15 protein-coding genes are annotated in these 10,927 nt (G+C 66.1%); 14 read left to right on the top strand and 1 reads right to left on the bottom strand.

Translation table 11 applies throughout. From position 1 onward, the window contains the following. From ACEN88_RS15795 to ACEN88_RS15785, 3 genes are all read left to right on the top strand, one after another. Positions 1-124 (top strand): flagellar biosynthesis anti-sigma factor FlgM (locus ACEN88_RS15795; RefSeq protein ID WP_413341035.1); only part of this gene is annotated, 124 nt, incomplete at its 5' end. A gap of 4 nt (positions 125-128) precedes the next feature. Then, positions 129-557 carry a flagellar export chaperone FlgN gene (gene flgN / locus ACEN88_RS15790; protein WP_413341033.1) on the top strand — a complete coding sequence of 143 codons (429 nt, stop codon included), beginning with the start codon at positions 129-131 and terminating at the stop codon, positions 555-557. Continuing rightward, entirely contained in the window at positions 544-1,266 is a 723-nt protein-coding gene (locus ACEN88_RS15785; protein ID WP_413341031.1) for a glucosaminidase domain-containing protein, read from the top strand. Before flgN ends, ACEN88_RS15785 begins: the two co-directional genes overlap by 14 nt. Here the strand turns inward: ACEN88_RS15785 and flgA are convergent. Beyond that, complete coding sequence (gene flgA / locus ACEN88_RS15780; protein ID WP_413341029.1) at positions 1,256-1,969, bottom strand: flagellar basal body P-ring formation chaperone FlgA; 714 nt, start codon at positions 1,967-1,969, stop codon at positions 1,256-1,258. The two genes, ACEN88_RS15785 and flgA, sit on opposite strands and share 11 nt — an antisense overlap. 73 nt (positions 1,970-2,042) lie before the next feature. On the opposite strand from flgA, the gene flgB reads away from it, so the two are divergent. From flgB to flgL, 11 genes are read left to right on the top strand one after another with little or no spacing between them, the layout of a single operon-like run. Then, positions 2,043-2,402: a flagellar basal body rod protein FlgB gene (flgB, locus tag ACEN88_RS15775; protein ID WP_056123393.1), complete on the top strand. Its 360-nt coding sequence runs from the start codon at positions 2,043-2,045 to the stop codon at positions 2,400-2,402. A 10-nt stretch (positions 2,403-2,412) separates the two neighbouring features. Then, positions 2,413-2,817 carry a flagellar basal body rod protein FlgC gene (flgC, locus tag ACEN88_RS15770; protein ID WP_036235094.1) on the top strand — a complete coding sequence of 135 codons (405 nt, stop codon included), beginning with the start codon at positions 2,413-2,415 and terminating at the stop codon, positions 2,815-2,817. A gap of 2 nt (positions 2,818-2,819) precedes the next feature. Further along, positions 2,820-3,485, top strand: coding sequence for a flagellar hook capping FlgD N-terminal domain-containing protein (locus ACEN88_RS15765; RefSeq protein ID WP_413341027.1), 666 nt, complete (start codon positions 2,820-2,822; stop codon positions 3,483-3,485). A gap of 41 nt (positions 3,486-3,526) precedes the next feature. Further along, entirely contained in the window at positions 3,527-4,711 is a 1,185-nt protein-coding gene (locus ACEN88_RS15760) for a flagellar hook protein FlgE (protein WP_413341025.1), read from the top strand. 12 nt (positions 4,712-4,723) lie between these two features. Next, the gene (locus tag ACEN88_RS15755; RefSeq protein ID WP_413341023.1) at positions 4,724-5,449 is read left to right on the top strand and encodes a flagellar basal body rod protein FlgF; all 726 of its coding nucleotides are present in this window, start codon (positions 4,724-4,726) and stop codon (positions 5,447-5,449) included. 37 nt (positions 5,450-5,486) lie between these two features. Further along, positions 5,487-6,272: a flagellar basal-body rod protein FlgG gene (flgG, locus tag ACEN88_RS15750; protein WP_200948751.1), complete on the top strand. Its 786-nt coding sequence runs from the start codon at positions 5,487-5,489 to the stop codon at positions 6,270-6,272. A gap of 2 nt (positions 6,273-6,274) precedes the next feature. Then, entirely contained in the window at positions 6,275-6,943 is a 669-nt protein-coding gene (flgH, locus tag ACEN88_RS15745) for a flagellar basal body L-ring protein FlgH (protein WP_413341021.1), read from the top strand. Between the two features lie 7 nt (positions 6,944-6,950). Next, positions 6,951-8,108 (top strand): flagellar basal body P-ring protein FlgI, encoded by a 1,158-nt coding sequence (locus ACEN88_RS15740; protein ID WP_413341019.1) that lies wholly within the window; start codon positions 6,951-6,953, stop codon positions 8,106-8,108. Then, positions 8,108-8,446 (top strand): rod-binding protein, encoded by a 339-nt coding sequence (locus tag ACEN88_RS15735; RefSeq protein WP_413341017.1) that lies wholly within the window; start codon positions 8,108-8,110, stop codon positions 8,444-8,446. Before ACEN88_RS15740 ends, ACEN88_RS15735 begins: the two co-directional genes overlap by 1 nt. A gap of 45 nt (positions 8,447-8,491) precedes the next feature. Then, complete coding sequence (flgK, locus tag ACEN88_RS15730; RefSeq protein ID WP_413341016.1) at positions 8,492-9,862, top strand: flagellar hook-associated protein FlgK; 1,371 nt, start codon at positions 8,492-8,494, stop codon at positions 9,860-9,862. An 11-nt stretch (positions 9,863-9,873) separates the two neighbouring features. Beyond that, positions 9,874-10,785 (top strand): flagellar hook-associated protein FlgL, encoded by a 912-nt coding sequence (gene flgL / locus ACEN88_RS15725; protein ID WP_413341014.1) that lies wholly within the window; start codon positions 9,874-9,876, stop codon positions 10,783-10,785. Positions 10,786-10,927: the final 142 nt, after the last annotated feature.

Genomic DNA, 10,927 nt, shown 5'->3' with positions numbered 1-10,927 from the left:
CCTGCCCGACTTCGACGCCGCCCGCGTGGCCGAGCTGCGCGACGCGCTGGCCAAGGGCGAACTGCCGTTCGACGCGGGCCGCCTGGCCGGCCTGATCCAGCGCTTCCACGGCAGCAAGGCGTGAACCCATGAGCCGCATGACCCGCGACCAGGCCGTCGCGCGCCTGCTGGACGGTGTCCAGGCCGACCTGACCGCCTGCGGCACGATCCGCGACCTGCTGGAACGTCAATTCCAGGCCGCCATGCGCCACCGCGGCACCGAACTGACGCTGCTGGCCGAAGCCCTCACGCCCGAGCTGGACGCGATGGAGCAGCGCCGCCAGCAGCGCGTGCAGCTCGTGCGCGCCCTGCTGGGCCCGCAAGCGACGATGGACGACCTGTTCGGCAGCCTGCCGGCGCCGCAGCGCACGTGCGGCCAGGCCGACTGGGAACAGCTCGAGACGCTCGTGCGCGACTGCAAGCAGGCGACGACGCGCAACGGCAACCTGATGGCTGAACAATTTACGATCATGCAACGCCTGCTGCACGGCGAAGACGATACCTATGCGCCACGCTGAATTCACGACGTCGATCCCCTCGTTGACCCCGACCGCGGCCACCGCGCCCACCGCGCCGACCGGCAACGGCGGCGGCAAATTCGGCGGCATCTTCAACGAGGTGCAGGGCGAAGTCACCGACTTCATCCAGAACGGCGGCGGCGATTTCGCGCCGAGCGCACAGCTCAGCGCGGAGGGCCGCATGTGGGCCGCGCGCAGCCAGGGCGCAACGGCGGCCCTGATGGGCGGCGATACCGACGCGTCGCCCGACCAGCAGGCTTTCCTGGAAAGCATCGCGCCATGGGCGAAAGAAGCGGCCGACAAGCTGGGCGTGGCACCCGAGCTCGTCTCCGCGCACGCCGCACTGGAATCCGGCTGGGGCCAGCGTCCGCTGCGCAATGCAGACGGGAGTTCATCCTATAACCTGTTCGGCATCAAGGCCGGCGCCAGCTGGAAAGGCGATGTCGCGCAGTCCGCCACCACCGAATACGTCGGCGGGGCCGCCATCAAGACGAGCGCGAAGTTCCGCGCCTACCCGGACCAGGCCAGCGCCTTCCGCGATTATGCGCAGATGCTGATCGACAACCCGCGCTTCCGTGGCGCACTCGGCGCCGGCGCCGACGCCCAGGCCTTTGCCGCCGGCCTCGCCAAGGGCGGCTATGCCACCGACCCCGCTTATGCGGCCAAGCTGTCGCGCCTGGCCGGCAAACTGCAGAACATCAGCGGCTGATCGCCATGTCGATCGGCTCAACCGTGCCGGGTCCGGCGACGCGCATGCGCACGACTTGCCCGCTGCCGGCGTTGCGCACGCGCACGACCGCACCCTTACTGCCCGCATCCAGTGCTTCTCCGGCCATGCTGACTTCGATGCCTTCGCGCCGCGCGATCATCATGACGGCATCGCCGCGCTTCACCAAAACGGGGCTGCTGAGCTGGCCGCTGCGCAAAATGTCTCCTGGACGCAACATACGACGAGACATTTGTCCGACCGCGTCGGCCGGATTACTGATCGGATCGGCAATGTTGGAAATATCACGCCGCTCGATCGTGACTTGTGCATCCGTCAACGCTTCGTTGGCCGCCACCGGCGCCGCCGTGATCGCGACCATGGCCGTCACGCGCGCGCGGACGACGTACTCGTACCGCCATCCGGGCGTGTCCGGACAGCGCGCCACGAAGCGCATCCTCTGGGGAAAACGGGTATCGAGCGGTTCCACGGCCACTGGCTGGCTGCACGGCGGCGCCGGCCGCGCGGTCACGACGGCAATCTCGAATTGCGGTTCGGTCAAGCCGGACGCGGCCATCTGTCTTTCCAGTTCGGCACGGGCCGATTGCTCGATTTGCATGGGAATCGACGGCGTCGCCGCTTGCGCGAACGCAGAAAACAGCATGAGTGATGAAGCGGCAAGGGTTGCCTTACAGAAAGCAATCATTAGAGAATAGTGGCTGCGGAAAAAATCTGATTCTAACCAATCATCCGAAGTTCAACCGACAGGAGTTCCCGACATGACGATTAATTTCAAAGATGCACTGGGTGTGCATGCCGACGCGCTGGAACTGCGCGCCGAGCGCACCAAGGTGCTGGCGGCGAACATTGCCAACGAGAGCACGCCCGGCTACACCGCCCGTGACATCGACTTTGGCGCCATGTTGCAGGATCGTATCGACACCGAGAACGGCGAGCTCAGCCTGAGCGACGACCAGCCCCTGTACCGCGTGCCCTACCACCCGAGCGCCGACGGCAACACCGTCGAGATCGGCGTCGAGCAGGCCGCGTTCGGCCAGAACTCTTCCGATTTCAATACCAGCCTCACCTTCATCAACATGCAGTTGCGCGGTCTGGCAAAAGCCATCAACGGTCAATAACAGGTCAACAATGGGCTTCAAGGATATTTCCCAGATCGCCGGTTCGGCGATGGCGGCGCAGTCGGTGCGCCTGAACACGATTGCCAGCAACCTGGCCAACGCCGACGTCGCGGCCGGCTCCGAAGCGGAAGCGTACCGCGCCCGCAAGCCGGTCTTCGCGGCCGTCATGGGCAACAACGCCAGCGCGGGCGTGCAGGTGCTCGACGTGGTCGAGAGCGCCGAGCCGCTGCGCCGCGTGCACGAGCCGGGCAACCCGAAGGCCGATGCCGACGGCATGGTCTATTACACGAACGTCAACGAAGTGTCCGAGATGGCCGACATGATGTCCGCCAGCCGCGCCTTCGAAACCAACGTCGAAGTCCTCGGACGCATCAAATCCATGCAGCAGTCGCTGCTCAAGCTGGGAGAATCCTGAACATGGTGACCACCAATCACGCCACCAACACCCAGTTCGGCAGCACGTCGAATACGGGCAGCAACAAGATCGCAACGCAGGCGCCGACCGAGGCCAACAAGGACATGTTCACCAAGCTGCTGGTGGCGCAGATCCAGAACCAGGATCCGCTGTCGCCGCAGGATCCGACCCAGTACGTGAACCAGCTGTCGCAGCTGTCGCAGACCGAGGCACTGCAGAACCTGTCGCAGACGACGACCGCCAGCGCATCCGTCCTGCAAAGCCTGCAGACGCTCGCGATGGGCGGCCAGGTGGGTTCCGACGTCACGGTCGCGACGGACACCGTCAGGCTCGACGGCGGCAAGGTGAACGGCACCGTGCAACTGAACGGTCTCTCGGCCGGCACGAGCCTGGTCCTGACCGGCGTCGACGGCCGCCAACATGAAGTCGACCTGGGTCCCGGTTCGGGCGCCCAGTCGTTCACGATCGATCCGGACGCCCTTGGCCTGGCGCCCGGCACGTACAAGATCCAGGCCAAGCCGTCGGACGGCAGCGCCCCGACGATCGAAGTGGCGGCGCGCCTGAACAGCGTGCGCGTGAACGGCACCAGCGTCGTGCTCCAGGTGGCCAACATCGGCGAGGTCGATCCCTCGGCCGTCACGGGTTTCAACGGCAAGACGGGCTCCTGAACGGCGCCCACCCTCTACCGCAACGCATTTAAGGAATCGACATGAGCTTCGACATCGCACTGTCCGGCATCCAGGCCATCAACGAGCAACTGAACACCGTTTCGAACAACATCGCCAACGCGGCCACCTACGGCTTCAAGGGCAGCCGCGCCAACTTCTCGTCCGTCATGGCCGGCAGCCGCCCCAACGGCGTGGAAATCGGTTCGGTCACGCAGAACATCAGCACGAACGGCAGCACCCAGACCACCGGCCGCGGCCTCGACGCCGCCATCGACGGCCGCGGCTTCTTCGTCAGCGTCAACGCCCAGGGCACGACGCAGTATTCGCGCGTGGGCATCTTCTCGACCGACTCGACCGGCATGCTGATCGACAGCAACGGCAACAAGGTGCAGGGCTACGGTCCGTCCAAGAACGGCACGCTGGGTGTGATGGGCGACGTGCAGATTCCGACCGGCCAGATCCCGGCCGTCGCGACGACCGGCATCGCCTATACCGGCAACCTGTCGGCCGACTGGACCGTGCCGACCGTCACCCCGTTCGACCCGGCCAAGAACACCTCGTACAACATGGTCAAGCAGTCGATCGTGTACGACTCGCTGGGCACCCAGCACACCCTGTCGCAATACTTCGTCAAGAAGGACGCCAACACCGTCAACGCATTCTATTCGCTGGACGGCGCCAAGCCGGGCGCGACGCCCGCCGTGCTGACGTTCGACGCCACCGGCGCGCTGAAGACCACGGCCGGCAACTCGGTCGCCATCACGGCGGCGGGCGGCGCTGCGGCCGGCAACGTCGCCATCGACTACACGGGCACGACCCGTTTCGCCGGCGAAGCCACCACGACCACCAACCGCAGCAACGGCTATGCGTCGGGTACGTTCGTGGGCGTGGAACTCGCACCGGACGGGTCGCTCGTCGCCAAGTACAGCAACGACCAGTCGCAGGTGGTCGGCACCATCGCCGTCGCCACCTTCGCCAACGAAGGCGCACTCTCCTCCATCAGCGATACCAGCTGGGTCGCCAACGCCGACTCGGGCGCCGCCCTGTACAGCTCCCCGGGCGTGGGCCTGGCCGGCAAGCTGTCGACCGGCGCGCTGGAAGGCTCGAACGTCGACATCACGTCGGAACTGGTCGGCCTGATGACGTCGCAGCGCAACTACCAAGCGAACTCGAAGGTCCTGACCACCGAGAACCAGATGATGCAGGCCCTCATGCAGGCCCTGTAAGACTGACGCCCCATGGATAAACTGATCTTCACCGCCGTTTCCGGCGCCGAGCGCCTGATGCGCGCCCAACAGGTCCACGCCAACAACCTGGCGAACCTGGACACCGCGGGCTTCCGGGCCAGCATGGAAGTGGCGACCAACCAGCAGCTGGGCGGTTTCGGCTACGACGACCGCCATATGTCGTCGATGCAGGCCGACATGGTCTCGACCCGTGCCGGCTCGGTGCGCGAAACGGGCCGTCCGCTCGATGTCGCGATCGGCGGCCAGGGCTATCTCGCCGTGCAGTATGGCGACAACGAAGCCTATACCCGCTCCGGCGAGATCGACATCGGTCCCGACGGCGCGCTGTCGGTCCACGGCCATGCGCTGATGGGCGAAGGCGGCCCCATCGTGCTGCCGCCGCACACCGCGGTCGAAATCGGCAAGGACGGCACGATTTCCGTGCTGACCGAAGGCGCCACGCAGATGCAGGTCGTCGACAAGCTGCGCCTCGTGAACGCCACCGGCGCCGAATTGACGAAGAACGAGGCGGGCCTGATCGTGACGCGCGACGGCGCCCAGCTGCCGGCCGATCCGGACGTCAAGGTCCGCCCGGGCGCGCTCGAAGGCAGCAATGTCTCGGCCGTCGAAGAAATGGTCGCCACCATGAGCCTGAACCGCAGCTTCGAAGTGCAGATGCGCCTGTTCAAGGCCAGCGACGGCATGAACGAGGTCGGCAACAAGCTGATCGCCGGCTGATCGCGCGTCCCCAACCGAATCCAGAGAGAGAGAAACCATGAATCCAGCAATGTGGATCAGCAAGACCGGCGTGCAGGCGCAGGATGCGAAACTGCAAGCCATCGCCAACAACCTGGCCAACGTGAACACGGTCGGCTTCAAGCGCGACCGCGTCGTGTTCGAAGACCTGTTCTACCAGGTCGACAAGCAGCCGGGCGCCCAGACGGCCGACAACACGGTCAGTAACGGCGTCCAGCTCGGCAACGGCGTGAACATCGTCGGCACGCAGAAGGTGTTCACCAACGGCAGCATCCAGACGACGAGCCAGCCGCTCGACGTGGCGATCAACGGCAACGGTTTCCTGCAGGTGCGCCGCCCGGACGGCCAGCCGGCATTCACCCGTGCCGGCCAGTTGCAGGTCGATTCGAACGGCGTGCTGGTCAACGCGCAGGGCCTGCCCCTGGTGCCGCAGATCACCGTGCCGAACAACGCGACCGCGATCACGATCGGCGAAAACGGCATGGTCAGCGCGACCGTCCCGGGCAACATCGCCCCGACCGAACTGGGCCAGCTCACGCTGACCACGTTCGTCAACCCGGCCGGCCTGCTGGCCCTGGGCGACAACCTGTTCCAGGAAACGACCGCCAGCGGCACGCCCAACGAAGGCCGCGCCGGCGACGGTGCCTTCGGCAAGATCAAGCAGGGCGCACTGGAAGGGTCGAACGTGCAGGTCGTCGAAGAGATGGTCGACATGATCGCCGCCCAGCGCACCTACGAAATGAACACCAAGGTGTTGTCGGCCGCCGACAACATGCTGCAATACCTGTCCCAGGCGTCCCGCTGACCATGAAACGCTTCGCCCTCGCCGCCGGGATGGCGGCCAGCCTCGTGCTGACCGGATGCGCCTCGCGCGTCCCCCTGAACACCCCCGCCCCCGTGGACGACGCCCTCGCCCTGCCGAAAGCGCAGGCGGCGCGCGCCGGCGTCGGGGGCGGCGTGTTCAGCGCCGATACCGTCTCGCTGACCTCGGACGCGCGCGCGTTCCGCGTGGGCGACGTCGTCACCGTCCTGCTGCAGGAAACGACCCAGGCCAGCAAGAAGGCCGGGACCAGCTTCAGCAAGGGTTCCTCCGCGTCCGTCACGCCGATCAGCGCGCTCGGCAAGACCTTCGGCCGCAGCGGCCTCGACATCTCGGCCGACCGCAGCTTCAACGGCGACGCCACCAGCACCCAGCAGAACGCGCTGACCGGCGCGATCACCGTGCTCGTGCAGGAAGTGCTGCCGAACGGCCTGCTGCGCGTGGCCGGCGAAAAGCGCCTGCAGCTGAACCAGGGCGAGGAATACGTCCGCATCAAGGGTTACCTGCGCGCCGCCGACATCGACAACGAGAACCAGGTGTCGTCGCTGCGCGTGGCCAATGCCCGCATCGCTTATTCCGGCCAAGGCACGCTGGCCGAAGCCAATACCCCCGGCTGGCTGACCCGGTTCTTCACCGGTCCGTTCATGCCCTTCTGAGGACGTCATGACCCGCATCTTACGTTTCGCTTCCCTGGTCCTGGCCGCGGTGCTGGCGCTGCCGGCCCTGGCCGCCCCCGCCGTGAAGACCGCGTCCGTCAGTCCCGACGTGGCCATCCTCGCGCGCACCCAGCCGCTGCGCAACCTCGCCAGCGTGGAAGGCGTGCGCGAAAACCCGCTCGTCGGCTACGGCCTCGTCGTCGGCCTGAACGGCAGCGGCGACTCCACCCAGGTGAAGTACTCGAGCCAGTCGGTCGTCAACATGCTCAAGCAGTTCGGCGTCAAGCTGCCGGAAGGCGAGGAAGCGAAGAACAAGAACGTGGCCGCCGTCATGGTCTCGGCCGTGTTCCCGCCCGGCTACCGCCGCGGCCAGCAGATCGACGTGACCGTCTCGTCGCTGGGCGACGCGAAAAGCCTGCGCGGCGGTACCCTGCTGCTGACCCAGCTGCGCGCGGCCGACAACGACGTCTATGCGCTGGCCCAGGGCAACCTCGTCGTCGGCGGCCTGTCGGCGGCCGGCAAGAGCGGCTCGTCGGTGACGGTCAACACGCCGACCAGCGGCCGCATCCCGAACGGCGCGATAATCGAGCGCGAAATCGCGACCGATTTCGCCACCCGCCCGGCCGTGCTGCTGCGCCTGCGGCACCCGAACTTCGACACCGCGACCAATGTCGTGAACGCGATCAACCGCCGCTTCGGCCAGGTCGCGACCACCGCCGACGGCACCAGCGTCGAGGTCGTGGCGCCGACGAATCCGACCGAACGCGTCGCCTTCGTCGCCAAGCTGGAAAACATGGCGGTGGAAGCCGGCGAGGAAGTGCCGCGCGTCGTGTTCAACTCGCGCACGGGCACCGTCGTGATTTCCGACGGCCTGCGCGTGAAATCGGCCGCCGTGACCCACGGCTCGCTCAAGGTCGTGATCTCGGAAAGCTCGGCCGTCAGCCAGCCGGGACCGTTCTCGAAAGGCCAGACGCAGGTCACGCCGCAATCGAAGGTGTCCGTCGACCAGGGCTCGGGCCAGATGTTCCACTGGCCGGCCGGCGCCCGCCTGCAGACCATCATCGACACGGTCAACAGCCTCGGCGCTTCTCCCGACGACATCATGGCGATCCTGCAGGCCCTCGACCAGGCCGGCGCGATCGAAGGCGAACTGGTGGTGATCTGATGCTGAACAACGTCAACGCAATCGGTCCGGAGCAGCCGGACCAGGCCGCGGGCGAGGAAAAAGTCGCGCCCGCCGCGGACAAGGCCTACGTTGCCAAGGCGACCAAGGCCGCCGTCGAATTCGAGAGCTTTTTCATTTCGCACATGCTGCACCAGATGCGCGAGAGCACGCGCGCCATCGCGCCGGACGACAGCCCGACGAAGGACAAAGTCAACCAGGACATGACCGACATGGTGGATAACATGTTGGCCGGTAACATGGCGCAACAGCGTGCCTTCGGCGTCGCCGATGCGATTTTGCGGCAGATCTTGCCCGCGCCGCTTAATAAAACGAGCTGAACGGTCGCCTGTCATTACTGACCACGCACAAGAAGGCTTCGCACCATGAGCATCCTGAACAACGCCCTGTCCGGAGCAGTCGCTTCGCAACTGGCCCTGTCCGCCAGCAGCCAGAACATCGCCAACCTGCAGACCAAGGGATACACCCGCCAGTCGGCCCTGCTGAGCGCGGTCGCGCCGGCGGCCGGTTCGAGCCAGGCCGGCAACGGCGTGCGCGTGACCGAGCTGATGCGGTTCTCCGACAGCTACAAGACGCAGCAGATGTGGCGCAGCGCGTCGGACCTGGGCGCGCATTCGCAGACCCAGCCCTATCTGACCCAGCTGGAAAAAGTGATGGGCGACGACACCGCCAGCCTGTCGAGCGGCGTCGACGGCTTCTTCGCGGCCTTGAACTCGGTGGCCGGCGTCGACCCGACGTCGACCCCGCTGCGCCAGCAGGTGGTGACCGCCGCCGGCCTGCTGGCCCAGCGCTTCAACAGCATGAACAACGTCTACAACGCCCAGTTGCAATCGGTGCGCCAGCAGCGCAGCGCGCTGGTCGACTCGGCCAACTCGACGATCGCGTCGATCGCGTCGCTGAACGCCCAGATCGCGAACGCGAACGCCACCGGCAGCAATCCGTCGGCCCTGATCGACGCGCGCGACCAGGCCATCGACAGCCTGGCGAGCCAGATGGGCCTGGAAGTCAGCGACCAGCCGGACGGCACCCGCAACGTGTCGCTCAAGACCGGCCAGTCGCTGGTATTGGGCGGCGTCCCCGCCAAGCTGTCGGTCAGCGGCGGCGCCGCGCAGACCTTCACCCTGACGTTCGCCGGCACGACGTTCGACCTCGACACGACGAGGGCCGGCGGCCAACTGGGCGGCCTGTCGGTCTATGAACAGGACACGCTGCTGCCGCTGCAGCAGGGCGTGGCCGAGATGGCGCAGCAGATCGCCGACAAGGTCAATACCCAGCTCAAGGCCGGGTATGCGATGGACGGGTCGGCCGGCAAGCCGCTGTTCGTGTACAACCCGGGCAGCACGTCGAACATGCTGCAGGTGGCGGACGGCTACCAGACGTCGGACCTCGCATTTTCCAGCGACGGCAAGCCGGGCGACACCGGCAACCTGCAACAACTGGTCGCCATCAAGAGCCAGACGATCACGATGGCGAAGATCGGCACGGTGCTCATCAGCGACGCCGACACCCAGCTCGTCGGCCGCCTCGCCGTCGACAGCCAGCAGAACAAGGGTGCCCTCAAGACCGCGCAGACGATGCGCGACCAGGCCGTCGCGGACTGGCAGTCAACGAGCGGCGTCAACCAGGACGAGGAAGCCGTGCATCTCGTCGAATACCAGAACATGTACCAGGCCAACATGAAGGTGATGTCCGTCGCGAACGCGCTGTTCGACGCCACCTTGCAGATGATGGGCTAAAGGAGAAAAGCATGCGTATCGCCACCAGTCAATATCAGGCGATGATGACCCAGTCGCTCGAGCTGAACCAGGAGAGCATCACCTACGTGACGCAGCAGATGGCCAACGGCAACCGCATCCAGCTGCCGTCGGACGATCCGGTCGACAGCGTGCGCCTGTCGCGCCTCAAGCGCGAAGAAGCCGGCATCAAGCAGTACCGCAACAACATCGCCGCGATCAACGAACGGCTCACGAAGAACGAAGGCTACCTGCAGAACATGGTCAACGACATGGGCCCGGGCCGCGACCTGCTCGTGTGGGCACTGAACGGTTCGAACACCCCGCAGGACTTGAACGCCATGACCAGCCCGCTGACCTCGTTGCGCGACAGCCTGATGTACTCGGCCAACACGGTCGACCAGGAAGGCCGCTATATATTTTCCGGCACCGAGACCGGCACGGCCCCGATCACGTACAATGCCGCCGCCCCGCTCGGTTCGCGCTACAGCTATACGGGTAACACGAATGACCAGCTGGTGGTGGTGGGCAATGGCATCACCCAGGTGGCGAACCAGAACGTCAACGGGCTGGAAAAACTGCTGAACCAGCTCGACCAGACGATCAGCACGATGTCGAGCAGCACGGTCAATGCCAACGACCCCGCCGTGCGCACCATCCTGAAGGCCAACCTGGACGGCTTCGACGATGCGCTGAATCTCGTTACCGGCAAGGTCGCCGTCATCGGCGGCCAGCAGAACGTCCTCAAGACGATCGACGCCAACCACGAGAACGTCAGCCTGTCGAACCAGACGGCGATCCTCGACATCGGCCAGCTCGACATCGGTACCGCGGCCATCGAGCTGAACGGCTACCAGACGGCGCTCCAGGCCAGCTACAAGGCCTACAGCAAGATCGGCACGCTGTCCCTGTTCGCGGCGCTCTGACGGCGATGGATACCACATTACGACCCACGACCGCCGGCGGAACCGGCGGCACACTCGGCACCCGGGCGAATGCCTCCTCCCGGCTCGTTCCGACCCGCTCGAGCGGGTCCGTCGACGACACGGCGGCCGCCACGACGGCGGC

The organism is Massilia sp. CT11-108 (genome assembly GCF_047302915.1).
Lineage (GTDB): Bacteria > Pseudomonadota > Gammaproteobacteria > Burkholderiales > Burkholderiaceae_D > Telluria > Telluria orientalis.
The sequence above is the reverse complement of the archived record's forward strand: the minus strand, read 5'-3'. Positions and strand labels throughout refer to the sequence as shown.

What these genes read in the sequence shown, in the direction of transcription:
- flgH (WP_413341021.1), top strand. Translation starts at nt 6,275, where the DNA reads ATGAAACGCTTCGCCCTCGCCGCCGGGATGGCGGCCAGCCTCGTGCTG.
- ACEN88_RS15760 (WP_413341025.1), top strand. Translation starts at nt 3,527, where the DNA reads ATGAGCTTCGACATCGCACTGTCCGGCATCCAGGCCATCAACGAGCAA.
- flgC (WP_036235094.1), top strand. Translation starts at nt 2,413, where the DNA reads ATGGGCTTCAAGGATATTTCCCAGATCGCCGGTTCGGCGATGGCGGCG.
- flgN (WP_413341033.1), top strand. Translation starts at nt 129, where the DNA reads ATGAGCCGCATGACCCGCGACCAGGCCGTCGCGCGCCTGCTGGACGGT.
- ACEN88_RS15755 (WP_413341023.1), top strand. Translation starts at nt 4,724, where the DNA reads ATGGATAAACTGATCTTCACCGCCGTTTCCGGCGCCGAGCGCCTGATG.
- flgA (WP_413341029.1), bottom strand. Translation starts at nt 1,969, where the DNA reads ATGATTGCTTTCTGTAAGGCAACCCTTGCCGCTTCATCACTCATGCTG.
- flgK (WP_413341016.1), top strand. Translation starts at nt 8,492, where the DNA reads ATGAGCATCCTGAACAACGCCCTGTCCGGAGCAGTCGCTTCGCAACTG.
- ACEN88_RS15740 (WP_413341019.1), top strand. Translation starts at nt 6,951, where the DNA reads ATGACCCGCATCTTACGTTTCGCTTCCCTGGTCCTGGCCGCGGTGCTG.
- flgL (WP_413341014.1), top strand. Translation starts at nt 9,874, where the DNA reads ATGCGTATCGCCACCAGTCAATATCAGGCGATGATGACCCAGTCGCTC.
- ACEN88_RS15765 (WP_413341027.1), top strand. Translation starts at nt 2,820, where the DNA reads ATGGTGACCACCAATCACGCCACCAACACCCAGTTCGGCAGCACGTCG.
- ACEN88_RS15735 (WP_413341017.1), top strand. Translation starts at nt 8,108, where the DNA reads ATGCTGAACAACGTCAACGCAATCGGTCCGGAGCAGCCGGACCAGGCC.
- flgG (WP_200948751.1), top strand. Translation starts at nt 5,487, where the DNA reads ATGAATCCAGCAATGTGGATCAGCAAGACCGGCGTGCAGGCGCAGGAT.
- flgB (WP_056123393.1), top strand. Translation starts at nt 2,043, where the DNA reads ATGACGATTAATTTCAAAGATGCACTGGGTGTGCATGCCGACGCGCTG.
- ACEN88_RS15785 (WP_413341031.1), top strand. Translation starts at nt 544, where the DNA reads ATGCGCCACGCTGAATTCACGACGTCGATCCCCTCGTTGACCCCGACC.